The organism is Leptolyngbya sp. NIES-2104, from assembly GCF_001485215.1.
In the GTDB taxonomy this organism is placed as follows: Bacteria; Cyanobacteriota; Cyanobacteriia; order Leptolyngbyales; family Leptolyngbyaceae; genus Leptolyngbya.
This window is the reverse complement of the sequence record NZ_BBWW01000001.1, coordinates 4,484,936-4,503,556: the sequence shown is the minus strand read 5'-3', so window position 1 is coordinate 4,503,556 and position 18,621 is coordinate 4,484,936. Positions and strand designations below refer to the sequence as shown.

At 47.0% G+C, this 18,621-nt stretch carries 27 protein-coding genes and 1 other RNA gene; 10 read left to right on the top strand and 18 right to left on the bottom strand.

Annotated elements, in window-relative coordinates; all coding sequences use genetic code 11:
* Nucleotides 1–65 precede the first annotated feature (65 nt).
* Nucleotides 66–1,223, top strand: coding sequence for a magnesium/cobalt transporter CorA (corA, locus tag NIES2104_RS21525; protein ID WP_059000274.1), 1,158 nt, complete (start codon nucleotides 66–68; stop codon nucleotides 1,221–1,223).
* A 92-nt stretch (nucleotides 1,224–1,315) separates the two neighbouring features.
* On the opposite strand, the gene NIES2104_RS21520 is transcribed toward corA, so the two are convergent.
* The 3 genes from NIES2104_RS21520 to NIES2104_RS21515 all read right to left on the bottom strand — a co-directional run bounded on the left by NIES2104_RS21520 (nucleotide 1,316) and on the right by NIES2104_RS21515 (nucleotide 2,199).
* Nucleotides 1,316–1,678: a phasin family protein gene (locus tag NIES2104_RS21520; RefSeq protein WP_059000273.1), complete on the bottom strand. Its 363-nt coding sequence runs from the start codon at nucleotides 1,676–1,678 to the stop codon at nucleotides 1,316–1,318.
* A 108-nt stretch (nucleotides 1,679–1,786) separates the two neighbouring features.
* Nucleotides 1,787–1,883, bottom strand: an RNA gene (gene ffs, locus NIES2104_RS30610) — signal recognition particle sRNA small type.
* A 49-nt stretch (nucleotides 1,884–1,932) separates the two neighbouring features.
* On the bottom strand, nucleotides 1,933–2,199 hold the full coding sequence (locus NIES2104_RS21515; RefSeq protein ID WP_059000272.1) for a YciI family protein: 267 nt from the start codon (nucleotides 2,197–2,199) through the stop codon (nucleotides 1,933–1,935).
* Between the two features lie 133 nt (nucleotides 2,200–2,332).
* On the opposite strand from NIES2104_RS21515, the gene NIES2104_RS21510 reads away from it, so the two are divergent.
* From NIES2104_RS21510 to NIES2104_RS21500, 3 genes are read left to right on the top strand one after another with little or no spacing between them, the layout of a single operon-like run.
* Nucleotides 2,333–2,890 (top strand): 2'-5' RNA ligase family protein, encoded by a 558-nt coding sequence (locus tag NIES2104_RS21510; protein ID WP_059000271.1) that lies wholly within the window; start codon nucleotides 2,333–2,335, stop codon nucleotides 2,888–2,890.
* Entirely contained in the window at nucleotides 2,887–3,759 is an 873-nt protein-coding gene (locus NIES2104_RS21505; protein ID WP_059000270.1) for an alpha/beta fold hydrolase, read from the top strand. The genes NIES2104_RS21510 and NIES2104_RS21505 overlap by 4 nt, the downstream gene beginning before the upstream one ends.
* 18 nt (nucleotides 3,760–3,777) lie before the next feature.
* Nucleotides 3,778–4,233, top strand: a complete 456-nt coding sequence (locus NIES2104_RS21500; protein ID WP_059000269.1) for a DUF29 domain-containing protein — start codon at nucleotides 3,778–3,780, stop codon at nucleotides 4,231–4,233.
* Between the two features lie 136 nt (nucleotides 4,234–4,369).
* On the opposite strand, the gene NIES2104_RS21495 is transcribed toward NIES2104_RS21500, so the two are convergent.
* The 13 genes from NIES2104_RS21495 to NIES2104_RS21435 form a co-directional block, all read right to left on the bottom strand.
* On the bottom strand, nucleotides 4,370–4,792 hold the full coding sequence (locus NIES2104_RS21495) for a putative toxin-antitoxin system toxin component, PIN family (protein ID WP_059000268.1): 423 nt from the start codon (nucleotides 4,790–4,792) through the stop codon (nucleotides 4,370–4,372).
* A complete protein-coding gene (locus tag NIES2104_RS32695; RefSeq protein WP_202815101.1) occupies nucleotides 4,782–5,171 on the bottom strand; it encodes a hypothetical protein in 390 nt (129 codons plus the stop codon). Before NIES2104_RS32695 ends, NIES2104_RS21495 begins: the two co-directional genes overlap by 11 nt.
* Nucleotides 5,172–5,208: 37 nt before the next feature.
* Entirely contained in the window at nucleotides 5,209–5,466 is a 258-nt protein-coding gene (locus NIES2104_RS21485; protein ID WP_059000267.1) for a hypothetical protein, read from the bottom strand.
* Nucleotides 5,444–5,665, bottom strand: a complete 222-nt coding sequence (locus NIES2104_RS21480) for a hypothetical protein (RefSeq protein WP_059000266.1) — start codon at nucleotides 5,663–5,665, stop codon at nucleotides 5,444–5,446. Before NIES2104_RS21480 ends, NIES2104_RS21485 begins: the two co-directional genes overlap by 23 nt.
* A 33-nt stretch (nucleotides 5,666–5,698) precedes the next feature.
* Nucleotides 5,699–6,268, bottom strand: coding sequence for a GNAT family N-acetyltransferase (locus tag NIES2104_RS21475; RefSeq protein ID WP_059000265.1), 570 nt, complete (start codon nucleotides 6,266–6,268; stop codon nucleotides 5,699–5,701).
* 732 nt (nucleotides 6,269–7,000) lie between these two features.
* Entirely contained in the window at nucleotides 7,001–8,266 is a 1,266-nt protein-coding gene (locus NIES2104_RS21470; protein WP_059000264.1) for an AAA family ATPase, read from the bottom strand.
* A 70-nt stretch (nucleotides 8,267–8,336) separates the two neighbouring features.
* Nucleotides 8,337–8,657, bottom strand: a complete 321-nt coding sequence (locus NIES2104_RS33555) for a hypothetical protein (RefSeq protein WP_263971006.1) — start codon at nucleotides 8,655–8,657, stop codon at nucleotides 8,337–8,339.
* 129 nt (nucleotides 8,658–8,786) lie between these two features.
* Nucleotides 8,787–9,557, bottom strand: a complete 771-nt coding sequence (gene hisF, locus NIES2104_RS21460; protein ID WP_059000263.1) for an imidazole glycerol phosphate synthase subunit HisF — start codon at nucleotides 9,555–9,557, stop codon at nucleotides 8,787–8,789.
* A 125-nt stretch (nucleotides 9,558–9,682) separates the two neighbouring features.
* Nucleotides 9,683–9,970 carry an addiction module antidote protein gene (locus NIES2104_RS21455; protein ID WP_059000262.1) on the bottom strand — a complete coding sequence of 96 codons (288 nt, stop codon included), beginning with the start codon at nucleotides 9,968–9,970 and terminating at the stop codon, nucleotides 9,683–9,685.
* Nucleotides 9,971–10,045: 75 nt separating this feature from the next.
* Nucleotides 10,046–10,273 (bottom strand): hypothetical protein, encoded by a 228-nt coding sequence (locus NIES2104_RS21450; protein WP_263971005.1) that lies wholly within the window; start codon nucleotides 10,271–10,273, stop codon nucleotides 10,046–10,048.
* Entirely contained in the window at nucleotides 10,273–10,719 is a 447-nt protein-coding gene (locus tag NIES2104_RS33070) for a hypothetical protein (protein WP_225895270.1), read from the bottom strand. The genes NIES2104_RS21450 and NIES2104_RS33070 overlap by 1 nt, the downstream gene beginning before the upstream one ends.
* A 78-nt stretch (nucleotides 10,720–10,797) precedes the next feature.
* Nucleotides 10,798–11,067, bottom strand: a complete 270-nt coding sequence (locus NIES2104_RS21440; protein WP_059000261.1) for a hypothetical protein — start codon at nucleotides 11,065–11,067, stop codon at nucleotides 10,798–10,800.
* 257 nt (nucleotides 11,068–11,324) lie between these two features.
* Nucleotides 11,325–11,819 (bottom strand): hypothetical protein, encoded by a 495-nt coding sequence (locus NIES2104_RS21435; protein ID WP_059000260.1) that lies wholly within the window; start codon nucleotides 11,817–11,819, stop codon nucleotides 11,325–11,327.
* 109 nt (nucleotides 11,820–11,928) lie between these two features.
* On the opposite strand from NIES2104_RS21435, the gene NIES2104_RS21430 reads away from it, so the two are divergent.
* From NIES2104_RS21430 to NIES2104_RS21420, 3 genes are all read left to right on the top strand, one after another.
* Nucleotides 11,929–12,243, top strand: coding sequence for a hypothetical protein (locus tag NIES2104_RS21430; RefSeq protein ID WP_059001980.1), 315 nt, complete (start codon nucleotides 11,929–11,931; stop codon nucleotides 12,241–12,243).
* Nucleotides 12,244–12,314: 71 nt separating this feature from the next.
* Nucleotides 12,315–13,823 (top strand): AAA family ATPase, encoded by a 1,509-nt coding sequence (locus NIES2104_RS21425; RefSeq protein ID WP_059000259.1) that lies wholly within the window; start codon nucleotides 12,315–12,317, stop codon nucleotides 13,821–13,823.
* A gap of 153 nt (nucleotides 13,824–13,976) precedes the next feature.
* Nucleotides 13,977–14,330, top strand: coding sequence for a DUF1257 domain-containing protein (locus tag NIES2104_RS21420; RefSeq protein ID WP_059000258.1), 354 nt, complete (start codon nucleotides 13,977–13,979; stop codon nucleotides 14,328–14,330).
* Between the two features lie 102 nt (nucleotides 14,331–14,432).
* Here the strand turns inward: NIES2104_RS21420 and NIES2104_RS21415 are convergent, their stop codons facing one another.
* Together NIES2104_RS21415 and NIES2104_RS21410 are read right to left on the bottom strand one after the other, a co-directional pair.
* Nucleotides 14,433–15,065: a Vat family streptogramin A O-acetyltransferase gene (locus NIES2104_RS21415; RefSeq protein WP_059000257.1), complete on the bottom strand. Its 633-nt coding sequence runs from the start codon at nucleotides 15,063–15,065 to the stop codon at nucleotides 14,433–14,435.
* A gap of 2 nt (nucleotides 15,066–15,067) precedes the next feature.
* On the bottom strand, nucleotides 15,068–15,595 hold the full coding sequence (locus NIES2104_RS21410; protein ID WP_059000256.1) for a phosphoribosyltransferase: 528 nt from the start codon (nucleotides 15,593–15,595) through the stop codon (nucleotides 15,068–15,070).
* A 99-nt stretch (nucleotides 15,596–15,694) separates the two neighbouring features.
* Between NIES2104_RS21410 and NIES2104_RS21405 the strand changes: the two genes are divergently transcribed.
* From NIES2104_RS21405 to NIES2104_RS21395, 3 genes are all read left to right on the top strand, one after another.
* Nucleotides 15,695–17,131 carry an MFS transporter gene (locus tag NIES2104_RS21405; RefSeq protein WP_059000255.1) on the top strand — a complete coding sequence of 479 codons (1,437 nt, stop codon included), beginning with the start codon at nucleotides 15,695–15,697 and terminating at the stop codon, nucleotides 17,129–17,131.
* Between the two features lie 79 nt (nucleotides 17,132–17,210).
* Nucleotides 17,211–17,948 (top strand): SIMPL domain-containing protein, encoded by a 738-nt coding sequence (locus tag NIES2104_RS21400; RefSeq protein ID WP_059000254.1) that lies wholly within the window; start codon nucleotides 17,211–17,213, stop codon nucleotides 17,946–17,948.
* Between the two features lie 12 nt (nucleotides 17,949–17,960).
* A complete protein-coding gene (locus NIES2104_RS21395) occupies nucleotides 17,961–18,587 on the top strand; it encodes a YqiA/YcfP family alpha/beta fold hydrolase (protein WP_059000253.1) in 627 nt (208 codons plus the stop codon).
* Nucleotides 18,588–18,621: the final 34 nt, after the last annotated feature.

The window sequence follows — 18,621 nt, the reverse complement described above, 5'->3', positions numbered from 1 at the left end:
AGCATATCAAATTTCGTCTATAACTAATTGTGACGGACTCACCGTAAATTGTAAGGGGACTCTGCATGGTCGGAAAGCGTCTTCAACCTTCTCGCTTCATCACTCAGCCTGACGATGATTCTACGATCGATTATCACTACGATGCCCCCGGCACCATTCCCGGTACGCTGACGATCGACAACGATGCCGAACCCCCCGTTATCGTTTTGATCGATTACAACGACGGAAAAGCCGTTCGCATTCAGATCGAAGAACCGGAAGAGTGTACGCCTTACCTCGATACAGAATCGGTCTCGTGGGTCGATGTGAAAGGATTAGGCAGCGAAGACATTCTACTCAGGTTAGGGCGCGTTTTTGGCTTACATCCACTCGTGTTAGAAGATGTGGTCAATGTTCCTCAGCGTCCGAAAACTGAGGAATACGGGGATCAACTTTTGATCATTGCTCGGATGGTGGTGCTGAAAGAATCGGGTAAAGGATTTTACTCTGAGCAGGTAAGTTTCATTCTTGGAAAACACTATTTGCTGACGGTGCAGGAAGAGCCGGAGCATGATTGTTTTGATATGGTGCGCGATCGAATTCGTACCGCTAAAGGCACAATCTGCAAACGTAAAGCGGACTATCTCGCCTATGCACTATTAGACGCAATCATTGATGGCTTTTTCCCGATCCTCGAAGTTTATGGAGAAAATATCGAAGAGCTTGAAGACGAAGTGGTTGCCAGTCCAACGCGACAAACGTTAGAAAAAATTCACGCGATTAAGCGGGAACTGTTGGCGTTACGTCGATCGATTTGGCCCTTGAGAGATGCGATTAATTCCTTGGTGCGTGACAGCAGCTCAGATTTAGTGAGCGATGATGTCAGAGTTTATCTGCGCGATTGTTACGATCACACCGTTCAAGTGTTGGATATGGTGGAGACTTATCGAGAACTTGCCGCGAGTTTGATGGATGTGTATCTCTCTTCGGTGAGCAATCGGATGAATGAAATCATGAAAGTTCTAACGGTGATTTCGACGATCTTTATTCCGTTGACCTTTGTGGCTGGAATTTATGGAATGAATTTTAATCCCGAAAAATCACCGTTCAATATGCCGGAATTGAATTGGTATTGGGGATATGTGATGTGTTGGGGCGTAATGATTACGATCGCGGTTTCCCTCATCCTTTATTTCAAGCGGAGGGGATGGTTTGAGGATTTTTCAACGACTGTTAAAAAATGACGAATCCCCGATGAATGACGCACCGAGGATGATTCGTTTACTCAAATATTCTATTTAATCGGACATTCCACACCCGACAAATCGTTCAAACATTAATTTTTCTGCAATCGCCGCAATTCTTCCTGCAAATCCGCCACCTGTTGCCGCATGTCATTCACCGTGGTTTGCGTTGGGGTCGGCTCTTCTTCATCTAAAATCTCAATTTTGCGCGGCTCGGTCGGGCGATTCTCCTCGACAGCAACATTTGGATTGGCTTGCTGCGCTCGTTTCATCATGTCATCGACGAACTTGCGACCTTCTTCCGCATTCATCTCGCCCCGTTCGACCATCTCATCAGCCACCTTCTGCACCTGTGCCCGGAGTTCGGTCAATTTCTCCCCCGCCTTCTCGCCCGCATAGGAAGCAACTCCAATGCCCAGATACATTGCTTTTTGAACTAAATCACCCAAACCCATAACGATCGCGCTCCTGGTACTCTTTTCTCCAAGATAGGCAGAAATTCGTGAGTTGCCCAGTGTAAAACTTCCCTGAATTCGGTATGGAAAACCGACCTTTAAAACAAAGGTGACCCGGAGACTACGCCTATCATAAGCATCCCGTATTGCTGCTACCTTCCGGTCCTGACAAAGTTTGGGCGTTACAATCGCATAGATCCGAGTCGCTTTCTAGCATAGCACTCTTCTCGATCGAGTGATGACATTTTCGCCACTCATTCGACCACGACTTTCCATTCATAGAGCTTGTAATGCACACACTGATTGCGAATCAGCGGATCTTCTTTAATGATTTTTTCGGCTTCATCCATCGATTTTGCCTTGAACATCAACATCCCCCCACCAAAACAGCCCCAATATCCAGTTTTTGCCTCGTACCCCTTATCGATCAGGTCTTTGACAAATGCTTTATGGGCTGGAACGTATTGATCAAACGTCGCTTTATCGACGATTCCTTCTTCAATTTTGACGAACCAAGGCATTGACCCATTTCCTCTATCATTTTTATCAACAGGAACCTATGCTGTAGCTTAAAACGGATGCCTACAGCATTAGAGTAAAGTTTTACAAGAACTTAAGGGGTGTAAGTCTGATTTTTCGTACCCGAAGCAATCTATGAACACAGAGCCACTTTTCTTTATCGCGCTGCTTCCCCCACAAGCAATTCAACAACATGCTACCGGAGTTAAATGCCATTTTGATCAGTATTATGACAGTCGCCACGCATTCAAATCACCTCCGCATATCACGCTACAGCCGCCGTTTCGATGGAAACATGAACATTTCGCGATACTGAGTGAGTGTATCGAAGCTTTCGCGCAGTCTCAATGCCCAATCCCGATTATTCTCGATGGTTTCGGCGCGTTTCCGCCACGAGTGATTTATATCAACGTCGATCGCACTGATGCACTTCTGACGCTCCACCGCCGTTTCATTGAACACTTAGAAAGGTCGATCGCGCTGGTTGACTCACGAGAAAAATCCCGCCCGTATGCGCCTCATATGACGGTTGCGTTCCGGGATCTGACGAAACAGAATTTCAAACTCGCATGGCAAGAGTTCAAAGATCGATCGCTTCGCTTTGAATTCATCGCTTCTCATCTGACGTTGCTCAAACATGACGGACAACGTTGGCAAATTCACGCTGAATTTCCTTTTAAGATGGAGACATGAAGCAGCTAAACAAAACTCAGTTTTATCAATGGAATCAGTATCGATGTGCGTATGACTTTCACGAGGGTCAGGGCGTTCCGTTACTGTTGATTCATCCGATCGGCGTTGGACTCTCGCGGCAATTTTGGCGCAGATTCATCGACGCTGGGCAGCAGAATTCGATTTACAATCCCGATTTACTAGGCTGCGGCGAGTCTGATATGCCGCGAATTGCCTACGCTCCGATCGATTGGGCACAACAATTGCAATCCTTTCTGCATCGGGTGGTCAAAACACCTGCGATCGTCATTGCTCAGGGTGCGTTATGTCCGGTTGCGATCGAACTTGCCACGATCGAGCCGACTTTGGTAAAAGCGATCGTGTTCAGCGGTTCTCCTGCAATGTCGCTGTTGAGCCGAGACACTTCAGAAACCTCTCATCGAATCGCCTGGAATCTGTTCGATTCCCCTTTCGGAAATGCCTTTTATCGATATGCTCGTCGGAGCGAATTTTTGAGAAATTTTTCGATTCGTCAATTGTTTGCTGATGAAGCTCAGGTCGATTCGGAATGGTTAGCGATGTTGAAGCAAGGATCGAACGATTTAGAAAGTCGTCATGCGGTATTTGCGTTTCTATCTGGATTTTGGCGGCAAGATTACACCGAACGAATGTCGAAAATTCAGCAACCTGTTTTAGCGGTGTTTGGTGATAAAGCTTCGAGTATTAGCCGTGAGGGGAAAGGGGAAAAAGTCAGCGATCGCTTAAATGATTACCTCGAAAAATTCCCGAATTGCGAAGGTGTGATTATTCCGGGTCGAAATGTCTTACCTTACGAATCGACTCAGGAATTTGTGGGAAGTATTGAGGGATTTGTGCGATTAAACACTTAACATCCATAAGGCAAAGCGATGTCAACTGAACTAGAAACTAGCCAAAAAAGTCTTTATGAAATCGATTTTGTTTGCTGGATTGAGACAACAGCGGAGCAATTACGAAATCAAAATTATGCTTGTGTCGATTGGCAAAACCTGATCGAAGAAATCGAAGATATGTCGAGACGGGAGCGAAAAAGCCTTAAAAGTAACCTCATCGTCATTCTGCTTCACCTGCTGAAATGGCAATATCAACCAGAGTATAGAAGTGGCAGTTGGCGCGGCAGTATTCGAGAACATCGGCGGCGTGTTAATGATGACTTGAAAGATTCACCAAGCTTAGTTCCCTACCTTCAAGAAGTCTTTGATGAATGTTATGCGAATGCTCGTGAACAGGCAGCAGATGAAACTGGATTGCTCTTAGAGACTTTTCCTGTGAGCTGTCCTTATCTTTCTGAGCAGGTGCTGAATTCTGAATACCTGCCGAATTAAGAGTGGGTGTACGATCTCAGTCTCGATCGCAATCCTCACTCCGTAAGAGCGCGAACTGCGGCGACGAGAGTACTTGAAACGAAGCGCGAAGACTCTATTTGTCTCCTGCATTGACGCGTCGTGCTACTGTGATAGCTCAACCAATCTCAACGGCTCTTAAGAATTCCTCCGCCGTGACTATCTTCACATCACGAAACGGATTAAGCACCAGTAAATCTTTATCACCACTCACAATGTACTCTGCTTGTCCGTTCAATGCGAGTTCTAAAATCTTATCGTCTTTAGGATCTCGGCACTCTTGCACCCTTTCAATAATCTCAACCAGTGTTGCTCGCTCAACAAACGTCTCCAAAAACTCGTCACGTTCTTCACTCGTCACAAAGCGATCAAATTTTTCTCGCCCAAGTACATCGCTAAGCTCTTCTAACAATTCAAGCGATACCAAAATCTCTCCGTGTTTTAGAGCATACCGAAATGCTTTCGAGGGGTTACCGCTCTTAAACAGTAACGAACTTACAATTACATTTGTATCAAATACGTAACGCACCTTACGGCTCATTTAGAATTGCGTCCAAGATTTCTGGGGTTAATCCTCGCTCCTGTGCTTTCTGGCTGATATCATCCATGACTTCCTCTAGCGCCCGTTTCTTACGAGTTGCTTGGGTCAGTTTTAAGCTGAGTAACGCCTCAATTTTACGCCTTTGCTCTTCCGATGCGGCTTCAAAGATATGAGCAGCTTCTAGATTGACGCGAACGGTGATTTGTTTTGTTTCCATAGCTTGATAGAGTTGAGAAATCTTGAGGCTTTTCCTGCTTCCTGCAACTAATCCAGGAAAACGACCAGTCATATGATGCTTAATCTTACCTTGTAAGCCTATGAGACTTCCACAGCGCCGCTTCATGCTCGATAAACCGACGCTCACGATCAATTCACTCACCCATTGTCGATCACTCCAGATTTGTTCGATCGAACACCTAGTTCAAAAGACTTTCATACTCATCATGTTCACCGATCCAAAACCAGTAATAATCGTCACCTTCTTTCAAGGCTAATGCCCGATATTCACCACTGATTCGAGCAGACCAAAGCTTTTTACCGACTTTCTTGAAACGTAGAGATGGATGAAGTGAGTTCTCCTTCCAGAGCTTGTAAGCTTTCCGCGCTTGCTGTTTCATTTCAGGTGACAGTTCGGCATAAGCTTCCCAAAAGTCAGCCGTCGCGAAGGACTTCATCCAAATCCCTCACGTTGTTAGTTGCAATATCTGACTCTGCCCTCGCAATCAGACGATCTAATTTTCCTGATGCAAGATCGGCTTCGATTTGTCGATCCCACATTTCATCGAGATACTCTTGCAGCCATCTTGCAAGATCACGCGCTTCATTTTCTGGCAATTGCTTGATTGCTGACTCAACTTCTAATCGAGTATTCATAGAATTCATGTTTCAAGAATCGTAGTCGTATTATCACTTATGAATTGGCGATCGCTGTAATTGTGATTTAGCAGGAGCCGATCGAACGAAGCAGAGATCTCCTGGGTCATAGGATTGCAGGTTCGGTCGCCTGCTCGGATCGATCTCTTCGTACCTTAGACGTGTCAGAAGCCGAATGCTCCTTTGGTTCTCCGGGTGTACTGTAGCCCACCACTGAGCTTCTGGCACAAGTGACTCAAGATAGTCATGCCACCAAGACATTGCCTCAAATGCCAACCCCTTTCCCCACCAAGCTTCACCCAACAAGTATGCAATCTCGCCCCACTCGCCGTAGCTTGTTGCCTCAAGCCGACCGACCACTGTAGGAGAATCAGCTTTCAAATAGATTGCCACGTTGAACCATTTCTCGGCAGGCGTTATCAAATCCACCGGACCACGCTCACGGGCGGCGTATTCCGCCCTAAGTTCCTCCAACGATGGTGGTTCTCCTGTTGGATCGATAAAGGCGAGGACGGAGGATGTATTCAGAATGGGAAAGAGAGCGTCAGCATGGATGGCAGTAAGTGGCTCGAACTGTAAATTCTGACTCTGCATTAATGTCATTGCTCTATTCCTATCAGTCAGGACGATGCACGATCGATTCAATCACCCGTTGTCGATCGCTCCAGATTTGTTCGATCGAACATCTAGTTCAACAGATTTTAGTACTCTGTGCAATAAAGGGTTAGCTCGCAACAAGATAGCTATCACCTGAGCGTATGTCAATGCGATACATTTCATCGTTCCAATCAATGACTTCAACGTAGTCATCATCTAGATAAAAGCCGTTAGTGAATATGTCTTTACCACTGACACTCTAAAGCAATTTTCCTTCGCAGGAGACACAGGCGATGTCGCATTCGCCGTGCGAGATGTAGCAGTCATGCCTTGCTGCGTGATATATACCAAAGCAAGTTGCCCAGTCTACTTGCACTTGCCATTCAAGCTGTAAAGACGGAATAGCTAAAGCGCAGATGAATGCACTCACTGCAACGATGCAAGACTGATTGTGTAATAGGGCTGAATGCTCGTGCACTCCAGTCGCTCCGTGCGTACCAAGCACAATACAAGATGCTATTTCTGCACCATGCTTTATTAGCCCTACCTCATACTTTGCAGATGGATAATATTCCTGTTCACCCAACCAGTACTGATGACTATAGGTTCGCACATTATCAACTGATCCCACTATGTAGGCAGGATTGTCATTGATCACAATGTCGTAACTTCCCGCCTGCAAACACAACATAAATACCTACACTTGGAACTATTACTACACCCCGAAAACTTAGCGAACTATTGGTTAGGGCGATGCACGATCAATTCAATCACCCGTTGTCGATCGCGAATTCCCACAATCCGCACATAATTTTTCTGATTCTCATCTAAGCAAGTTTCTAACGCAGAAATCGCCGCTGCTCCATCTCCTTCAAACATCCCGTAACAGTTCCAAGAATTCGTTCTAAACCGTCGGGCATCGACTACTTCAATGCCTAACCGCTGTCCCTGTCGCAGAATTTGATTAACTTCGCTCACAATCTCCGGAGTCAATCGTGTACTCGAAGGCTGACCGTTATAGCTGCTCGATGCTGGAACCGCGGGCGATCGAACAGGCTCCGAAACCATTGCACTATTTTGAACAGGTTGCGGATTCCTCTTAATTTCACCGAGTCCCCGATTGCGAACCGTCTGATTGTATTCCTCAACCAAGCGCAACTCTTGAAGTCGTTTTTGCTCTTGTCCGATCGCGGTTCCGACTTCGATCAAATGCGACAAACTAAAGTCGGGTCTGCGGAATTCTGGAGGTGCTTCAGTACTGTTCACCACGCGCTGAGAAATCCGATCGATGCCCACATCGTTAATGAAGCGGCGAATTTGCTCATCGTAAAGGCGCGATCGCAATGCACCAAAGAAATCGATCGCTTGATTTGGAAACTGATCGACTAGCTTTTCAATATCGCTTTTTGGCACCTGATCGATTTCAAAAATTCCGCCGACAATTCCGATTCGATCTGCTCGATCGGGTTCCCAGAAAAACTTATCCATCCGCCCGTCACGAGTCAAGGGCGCATACAACGTCGAGAAATCATTCCCCGTCAAAATAATCGGAATTCGCTGTATCGGCTCAGAATCATAACTCCCCGGAAGCTGAACATTCGTCGGATTATCCGCAATATTCATCAGCGTTCCGTGTACCAACTGCGTATTCACGGTGTACTGAGTGAACTGATCCACCCGTCCCGCACCCGCATCAAAATCATTAATCAGCAAAACCGACATTTTGCCACGCACTTTCACATATTCCGCAGCTTCCCGATATCGCAATCGAATCAATCGCGCTGGATCTCCCGCATCAGGACTTTCCAACTCTCCCGCCGACATATAAACGGCTTCAATTCCCATCCGTTCAAACACGAGATCACACTGAAACGATTTTCCTTCCCCTTTGCGTCCGTGAACTCCCAGAATCAATGGCGCTTTCACATTTGGCAGCAATAGAAAATTCTTAGTGATATGAACCGATAACTTATCGAGAAAACGCGGAGAAATGTAGTAACTCATAGCGGCTCACTAAAAATGGGGCAAGTTTGACTCACCCCATTTGTTAAAACTTGATAACTATGATCGTATCTTATGGCGAAATGTTTCGCACGACTTGAGAAATCGATCGAGAAGCCGAAGCACTCATATAAAGCTGATCTTGTTCTTCGAGATATCGCGCCACCGATTCGTATGCCTCTTGATTCATCGCTGCTTCTTGAGGCGAAAGGTGACTGAGATAGCCCATGTAATTGCCCATCACAAAGTAAACGCCAACAAGTGCTGTCGCGGACATTGCGACCAATGTACCCGCCAGCATCAGGGAAAACTCTTTTTGCTCGATCGCTTCCTGCATGAGGTGAAGCGCCCAAGCCACAAGAGCAATGACAATAAATAAGATTGTTATCACCATAGTTTACGTATTGTAACAGACGCTCAGAAAAGTAGACCTCGGTAAGAGCACGATCGAGTAAACAGTTTCTCTGATTTTGGTGGTAGCAAATTCTTATCAGTCGGCTGAATCTCTCCAAGTCTCGTCATTCTAGGACTGTCTGACCGAAACCTGCCGTTCGCTTAAGTATGTCTTTATCTGTTCCACACTCAACTGCCCGTAATGCAGCAAAGAAGCCAGCAATGCCGCTTCCGCCTTCCCATTCGTTAAGGCTTGATAAATATGTTCACAATTTCCCGCCCCGCCAGACGCGATTACAGGAATTTCGACTTGATTCGCGATCGTACTCGTCAAATCCAAGTCATACCCCGCCTGCGTTCCATCTGCATCCATGCTGGTAATCAGTAATTCTCCGGCTCCACGTTCTGCGACTTCTTTCGCCCACGCGATCGCATCAATCCCCGTATTTTCCCGACCGCCGCGCACGTACACATCCCATCCTGGATTCGTCGGGTCTTCTCTTCTTCGAGCATCGATCGCCACCACAATACATTGAACGCCGAATCGATCGCTTGCCCGATTAATCAAATCCGGGTCACGCACCGCCGCCGAGTTAATACTGACTTTATCGGCTCCCGCTCTCAGCAATTTCTTAATCGTGTCGAGATTCTGAATCCCGCCCCCAACTGTCAACGGAATAAACACCTGTTCCGCTGTCCGGTACACCACATCGTAAATAATGTCTCGGTCTTCATGCGTGGCAGTGATATCTAGAAACACAAGCTCATCCGCCCCTGCCTCGTTGTAAGCCTGCGCGAGTTCAACCGGATCACCCGCATCCCGCAAATCTACAAAGTTAATTCCTTTAACCACACGCCCCGCTTTCACATCTAGACAAGGCAGAATTCGTTTCGCCAGCATGACCGATTCTCTGTTCAGTAGAGAGAATCGTACCATTATCGTGGTTCAGCAGATTGAAGTGCGATCGCCCTTCTGTGGAAATCTGCGATCGCGACCTCACGACTCGATTAGCCTGAGTGTTTCACCTATCCAGCGACAACTTGTAGACGTAAACCCAGTGCTTTCACTACCTTGAGAACCGTTACAAATTCTGAGTTCCCTTCGCTCGATAAAGCTTTGTACAGGCTTTCTCGTCCTAATCCTGTTTCACGGGCAATGTTTGTCATTCCTTTCGATCGAGCAATGTCCCCAAGTACTGCGGCTACCAGAGCAGGATCACCGTCTTCAAGGGCAGCTTCAAGATATGCCGCAACATCCTCTTTAGTTTCTAGATGGTCTGCCGCGTCCCAAGGAAAGGTTTCAAGCTTGTTCATTGCTCTAGTTTTTCAGATAAATTGAAGTGCGATCGCGCTTTTGTGGAGATTTGCGATCGTCAAATCGCTCAACGGCTAAGTTGAGTGGGTAATACTTTGTGCATCCTCGCCTAAGTCTCTCTTCCGTCCGCTCCAACGTGTTGTCGAACCTGGCTGGCGCGATAAATTTACAACTTCTCTGCCGCTTTCAGCTTGTTGCTTTTGCAAATCAGCGAAGATGGCTTTTAAGTCATGGTCAAATGAACGTGAATACTCTTCACGAATTCTATGGATCTCTTCGACAATCTCATCCTGAAACATCATTAACCTCCAAGAAGTTCATAGGCTGTACAAAGAATCGGCAACTCGTACCCGAAATCAAGGCTAATCTCTGCTAACTTGCCCTGAATTTGAGCATTTGCAATGTGCTTGCAGTTCCATGTGAGCAAGTAATCCATACCATGAACGGTCGCAGCAGCAATGTGAACAGCATCCACATCCGCTTTTGCAGGAAGATTACTGCGTTCCAAAAACTGCTCTGCTAACTCAAGCACCGATTGGTTCAAGTCTATTATCGCAAAATGACAATCTTGAGTCTCGTAAATGTCATTGCCGCACCGAACATATTCTTCTTTGGGATAGCGGGGTTGTCGAATTGCGATCGGCTTCAGTTTGTTGCAAAAGTGTCTTTTTACTTTAGCTTGAGTAGTTAAAGCGCGATCGCGATTTTGTGAAGATTCGCGATAAATTAGCTTGAGAACAAGGCTCACTGGATACGATACCGTTTCAACTCAACTGACCAATCTCGTTGTTCCAAAGCAGCGGTTTGTTAGACGTTTGTCCTATGACTACTCACCATAAGATTGGTTAGTGCGTTGTGCGTTCGGAGCTTGTTCGTCGAGCGATTGCCGATATTTCAAGCAGCCTTCAAGAAACTTTGACCACTCCGGCACCACCGGAGTAGGGTCAGTCTTTTCTGGCAGCAGTCCCCATAGGTCAGGATGATGCCAACATAACTCATGGCTAGAGGTATCACGATGTTTACGAATGCCATTCCTGAGCTTTTTAATCTCAGCAACAAGCTCAGCGCGGGTCAGTTGTTCGAGGTCTTCGTCCATGTTGCGTTATTAGTAAAGATATCGCCTAGGTTTGTTTAGGTTGAGATGCAAGTAGCGCCGTCTAATCATGCGGAAGTTTCTGCACATCATTCACATTGACGCACTATGCAGAAGATTTTTGGGTCATCGCAGCAATCTGGAATAGTATACAAAAATTTTTACAAAGAACGTTTATACAGATGAATATACGGGAATTTTGAAGATACTTTTTATCTAGACTTGCAAGTCGATACAACCCGATCGACAAACTTCCTCTCTCACTCCGGAACCCGATACCGACTCGCAATAAACGAGAAAAATCGATAAAAGTTACCAAACTGCGAACTCGGAGCCACGCCGCGCCAGTGATACTCCACGTCCTTGTGATAAACCGTCAGCATCATCGTACTCGTCTGCTTTTCCACCTTCACCTCTAAGCGTCCCGGTATTCCCTGCTCCGTTGTAAAGTTCGGAGTCGGTTTCGCAGGGGAATTTTTTGCAGGAGTCGTCGATCGCATTAACTTCGCCCAACTCCGAATCTCAAACCCGTTATTCCTCGGATCACTAAACGCAATTCCATCTTGATTCTCTGGCGGAATCGAATCAACCCAGCCCTCCGGATACAAAAACTCGAACCCAAACCGAGGATTCCGATACGTCTGCCATCGATCGGGCAACCGATTTTGCTGCGGCTCAGAGCGTCCGAACGGCAAGCCATCACAGCCCGTCAGCCCCAACACCCCGACTAAAATCCAACTCAAACCATACTTCATAATGTAAACGATTGTAACAATAATGCTGTTATGCTGGCTTACCGTCTTGACAGCCCTGAATCTGGCAGATATTGTATTTGCATACCCGGGTAAAACGACTGAAAGTTCTATGCAAGACAAGCAGAAAGTTACGCTGTATCTCCCGCCCGAATTACACCGCAAGCTAAAAATCCAAGCGGCGATGAGTTCCGAGGCGATGTCAATCCTCGCAGAGAGGGCACTCAGCTTTTACCTCACTTACCCGGAGGTAGTTGAGCAGCAAGAAGAAGCTCATGGACAAACGCACCGGATTTATGACTGTCCCAGTTGTACCACTCCGGTTGTATTACGGAACGGCGAGTTAACCGCTTTAGGGCAAAGCTCCGTTCTTCAAGATGAGCTATCGACCGTTTCAATCGAAGAAAAGGTGGTCGTTCCCTGCTAGGGTCATCCCGATTCAGAGTCCGCAGCCTGGTTCGCTTTACACATCTGCACCGTTTTTAGTGGGTCGCGGTTATGCAAGAAGAGCTAAATATCCTGTTACAGGCTCAATATCCTTTAATTTATCTTGTAACTTCGGAAGAAGAGCGGGCAGAGCAAGCGATCTCGATTCTTGCTCAAACAAAGCCCCCCAAGCGGTTGTATTTGTGGACAGTGACACACGGGATTGTCGAATATGGTCAGCCCCGTAGCGTGACTCAACACAATACAGTTTCACCAGAAGCTGCGATCGAATGGGTGATGCGCCAACGGGAACCCGGCATCTTCGTCTTCAAAGATTTGCACCCGTTTATTGATTCGCCTGCGGTGACTCGGTGGTTGCGTGATGCAATTGCCAGTTTCAAAGGCACTCAAAAAGCGATCGTGCTCATGTCTCCGATGCAGAACATCCCGATCGAGTTGGAGAAAGAGGTCGTCGTCATTGACTTCCCGCTTCCCAACATGACCGAGTTGAATCAAGTTCTCACTGCACAGTTAGATCTCGTCCGCACTCGCCGGATTACGACCGAAACCCGCGAAAAGCTCCTCAAAGCTGCGTTAGGTCTGACCCGCGACGAGGCAGAAAAAGTTTACCGCAAAGCGCAAGTCACCGCTGGACGCTTGACCGAAGAAGAAGTTGATATCGTTCTCTCTGAGAAAAAGCAGCTAATTCGACGCAACGGCATTCTAGAGTACATCGAAGAAGATGAAACGATCGATTCGGTCGGTGGACTTGACGAATTAAAGCACTGGTTGAGACAGCGATCGGATGCCTTCACCGAAAGAGCCAGAGAATATGGACTGCCCCAACCGAAGGGGATGCTGATTCTAGGGGTTCCGGGTTGTGGAAAGTCGCTGATTGCGAAAACGACCTCCCGACTGTGGGGATTGCCGCTTCTGAGACTCGATATGGGTCGAGTATATGACGGCTCGATGGTCGGTCGGTCGGAAGCCAACCTTCGCAACGCTCTCAAAACTGCGGAATCGATTTCACCCGCGATCCTGTTCATTGATGAGATGGACAAGGCGTTCGCCGGAACCACTGGATCAGCCGATTCTGATGGGGGAACCTCTAGTCGGATCTTCGGTTCATTCCTCACCTGGATGCAGGAGAAAACTTCTCCGGTCTTCGTGATGGCAACCGCGAACCGAGTCGAGCGGCTTCCAGGAGAATTCCTCAGAAAAGGTCGATTCGATGAAATCTTCTTCGTAGACCTGCCGAACGCGGAGGAGCGCAAAGAGATTTTCAGAATTCATCTCGCGAAACGCCGCAGAGAGATCGAGCGATTCGACCTCGACCAACTCGCCAACGTGTGCGACGGCTTTTCGGGAGCAGAAATTGAGCAAGCTTTAGTCGCAGCAATGTACGAAGCATTCGCTCAAGATCGAGAGTTTACCCAATTGGACATTATCGCGGCATCGAGAGCCACATTGCCGCTGTCCAAGACAATGACTGAGCAGGTGACAGCCCTTCGGGATTGGGCTAGGCAGCGAGCGCGACCTGCGGCAGCCTCAGTTGCTGAATATCAGCGGCTTGAGTTCTAACAAGCTTTCTCCTGTCTTCCCAACAGGATGAAGGGCTAGCATCATCAGCTAGCAGTCTGAACCGTTTTGAATGCTTGAGTACGCTCCGGGTTCAAAACGTCTTAAACCTAAACGTTGTCGTTGTTATCAACTTTTCCACGGAGGAAACCCAACATGTCTCACTTTAGCACTCTTCGCACCAAGATCACTGATGCTGAAATCCTGAAGTCCTCGCTCCGCGATCTGGGCATTTCGGTTAAGACTGAAGCTGATGTTCGTGGCTACAACGGACAGCGGGTTCGCTCTGACATCGTTGCAGTTCTCGATGGCGAATACGATTTGGGCTGGTCGCGCAATGCTGACGGTTCGTTTGATTTGATCGCTGACCTTTGGGGTGTGGCGAAGAAGCACAATCAAACCGAACTGATCAACTCGATCAACCAGAAGTACGCTGTCAACAAGACCTTGGCTGAAGTCAAGCGTCCTGGCTTGAACAATGCAAACGTGAAATTGGTTGTTCAAAAATAGTTTCTCTGCGCGTTCCCAAGCTGGCGGGTTAACTTCTCACAGTTAACCCGTTTTTTTGTGTTTAGATTTGGGCATGGCGAACTCAAGCCTGCTTATTTTGCTCTACTTGCAATTGATTAAAGCCTCAATATCTGCCGCTACGATTTTCTCTAAGTTGCGAGTCACTTTCTCGATGTTCCAGTTCCACCAAGCAATTTCAAGCAGTGCTTGGATCACTTCATGCTTAAAGCGCGATCGAATACATTTAGCCGGATTACCTCCAACAATGCTGTACGGTGACACATCACTAACGACAACTGACTTTGCTGCAACGATCGCTCCGTCTCCGACTTGCACCCCTGGCATAATCACTGCTTCATAACCAATCCACACATCGTTACCGATGACAGTATCGCCTTTGTAGGGAAGTTCTTCAGTTTGAGGAGCCACTTTTTCCCAGCCATTGCCGAAGATATAAAACGGATAAGTCGAGAAGCCATCTAATTTGTGATTTGCGCCGTTCATAATGAACTTGACACCTCTTGCCAAAGCACAAAACTTTCCGATGATTAGACGATCGCCGATGAATGGAAAGTGGTACAAAACATTGCGCTCGAAATCTTCTGAATCTTCAGGGTCATCGTAATATGTGTAGTCGCCAATGATGATATTTGGATTTGACACCGTGTTTTGAATGAAGCAGATTTGCGGAAATCCCTTCATTGGGTGTTTATCTTTTGGGTCTGCTCCATACATGATCAGTCGCTCTCAGACAGATTAAGGAGTTCTGACGGCTCCATCTTCTCGTATTTCTCAAACGGCTGATGAATCCAGGGATTATGCTCCAAATAATCCACATAGTAATCAGGTTTGATCACGGAGCAGGCTTTGTACCAGAGTACAGCGGTGCGAACTTCTTCGATGTAGAAACCGTAATGTCGATCGAGCCAAGGAATCGTTTTTTGCAACGTCACCCCAGAATCGACCAAATCATCAACGAGCAACACATGACTTCCTAAACTCAGTGAAGTCATCGTTAAATCTTTTGAGAACACGAGAGAACTTCTTGACTGGCTACTGCCTCGATACGAGGAAGTCGATAAGATCGCAAGCGGGACATCGAAGATTCGGGCAAGTACATCACCGACTCGTAAGCCGCCCTTTGCCAAGCAGACGATTTGGTTAAACTGCCAGTCCGATCGATAAATCTGCGCCGCGAGTTTTTCGATGGATTGGTGGTAATCTGACCAACTGACATGAAGATCGGACTGAGTGGAATCCGGCATAGTGGAGTCAAAATAGATAAGTTTTTCTTCATCGTGCACGATCGCAGACGAAGACGATGAAAATAATACAACTGTTACCCCGGATTCCGCGACCTTGTTATGAATAATTCTGCTGATGATCGATCGTTTCTTTCTGAAAAACTGAGTTTTCCGACAAAGTTAGCTTATGGAGCTGGCGATCTGGGTCCTGCGATTACCGCAAATATCACAGGCGTTTTTTTGCTGATTTTTTTCACAAACGTCGCGGGACTCAAACCTGGAATCGCAGGCAGCATTCTGATGATTGGCAAAATTTGGGATGCGATCAATGATCCCATTATTGGGATGTGGAGCGATCGCACTCAGAGTCGTTGGGGACGAAGGCATCCCTGGATGATTTTTGGCGCGATCCCTTTTGGCATATTCTTTTTTCTCCAGTGGCTTGTTCCTCAGTTTAGTGGCAATCCTGAGATCAATCAGTGGGCGTTGTTTCTGTACTATGTCGCGATCGGGCTGTTTTTCAATAGCTTTTACACAGCGGTCAATTTGCCCTATACCGCAATGACCGCAGAATTAACTCAGGATTATGATGAGCGGACTAGCTTGAGTAGCTACCGATTTGCGTTCTCGATTAGCGGGAGTATTCTTTCGCTGATTCTGGCGCTCTTGATTTTTCAGGCATTTAAGCAAAATCCGATTCAGCAATATTTAGTGCTAGGTGGGGTTTGTGCGGTGATTTCGGTGCTGCCCCTGTACTGGTGCGTTTGGGGAACGCGGAAGCGGGTTCAAGCATTGGAACGTCAGCGTCGCGCTTTGCCTGTTGAAACACCCCTTCCTTATTTGGAGCAACTCAAAATCGCGTTTAGCAATCGTCCATTTTTGTATGTGATTGGGATTTACCTTTGCTCTTGGTTGGCAGTTCAAAACACGGTGGCGGTGATTCCCTACTTTGTCAAAAACTGGATGGGGTTGGGTGATTCAGATTTTACACAGGTGATCATTGCCGTTCAAGTGACGGCATTAGTCATGCTCTTTGTTTGGAGTGCGATGAGTAAGCGGTATGGAAAAAAAGCGGTTTATTTTATGGGAATGACGGTTTGGACGATCGCACAAATCGGATTATTCCTTCTGCAACCTGGACAGATCATTCTGATGTATGGGTTGGCGGTGTTAGCTGGGTTTGGGGTATCCACCGCTTATTTGATTCCTTGGTCAATGATTCCAGATGTGATTGAACTTGATGAGTTGCAGACTGGACAACGGCGCGAAGGCGTATTTTACGGCTTTATGGTGCTGCTGCAAAAAGTGGCGTTAGCGATCGGCTTATTTATCGTCGGCTGGGTGCTGCAAAAATCTGGTTTTACCGAAAGCGTCGCAGGTCAACCCGCTCCCATTCAGCCAGAATCAGCATTATGGGCGATTCGGATTTTAGTCGGTCCGGCTCCGCTCGTCGTTTTGGTGATTGGGTTAGTGTTGGCATATTTCTACCCGATTACGAAGGAGAAGCACGCCGAAATCTTATTACAGCTTCATGAGCGCAAACAGAATCAAACTTAAGTTGCGAAAAGCGTAACCGATCGCATTATTTCCCAAGTTCGATGGCAGAGTAGGTACATTCTTAAGTACAGCAATTCAGATGATGAGTACCATTCAAAAATCACCTTGGAAACGATTAAGTGCAGTTCCCATCGCGCTTGGAATCGTTGGCTTCTCAATGATCAGCCCCGTTTATGCACAGGAGAAATTGGTGCGAACTTTAACCGTGACTGGTCGAGGATTTGAGGACATTCAAACGACGATCGCGCAAGTTCGATTAGGGGTGGAAGTCGAAGGCAAAACCGCGAATGATGTCCAGCGAGAAGTGGCTCGTCGATCGAATTCGGTCGTGAGTTTCTTAAAATCGCGCCCAGTTGATAAGCTCGAAACCACTGGAATCAATCTGAATCCGCGCTACGACTACACCAACAATCGCCAAACTTTAGTCGGATATGTCGGCTCGAATAATGTTTCGTTCCGAGTTCCGACTGAGAGAGCCGGAGAAATTATCGATGAAGCGGTGAAAGCGGGAGCGAGTCGGATTGATAGCGTGAGCTTTACGGCAACCGATGAGGCAACAGCAGCGGCTCAAAAACGTGCGCTCCAGAAAGCAACTCAAGAAGCCAACGCTCAAGCGGATGCCGTCTTTAGCGCCTTGAATCTGACTCGTAAGGAAATCGTCAACGTTCAAATCAATAACGCAGTCGCTCCGCAACCCATTTTCCAAGATGTGGCTCCAAGAGCAAGAATGCAGGCGGCAGCAGCTCCGAGTCCAAGTCCTGTCGTAGGTGGCGAACAGCGCGTCGAAGGTTCAGTAACCTTGCAGATTAGTTACTAAAAGATTGGAGAGATGAAGTATTTCTACTTGCATGGATTTGCATCAAGTCCTCGATCGACAAAAGCCCGCCAATTGCGCGATCGCTTCCAATCCCTTCATCTCTCCCTTGAAATTCCCGATTTCAATCAAAACGATTTTCAACATTTGACCCTCACTCGGCAGGTCGAACAGGTCAAAAGCTTAATCTCAGAAGGACCTATAACACTGATTGGCTCTAGCTTTGACGGATTAACAGCGGCTTGGATCGCTCAGCAGTGTGAGCAAGTCGATCGTATTGTTCTCCTCGCCCCCGCATTCAATTACTTAAATCACTGGCTTCCCACGTTTGCGCCTGCTCAGTTAGAAAAATGGCGATCCGGGCAGGCAATCATGATTTATCAATACGGGACAGGTGGATCACTACCATTGAACTACGACATTATTTCAGATTTAGAAAGATACGACGAAAACGAGCTTCAGAAACCGATTCCGACTTTGGTCGTACATGGAATTCGAGATGAAACAATTCCGATCGAGCAAAGTCGATCGTATGCAAGAGCGCGATCGTGGGTGGAATTGATTGAACTCGACAGCGACCATAGCCTGGTTGATCAAGAAGAATCGATCTGGCAAGCAATTCAAGAATTTTGTGATTTGTGAAAGAATTTGTGATTTCCCGATCGTGACTCAACGT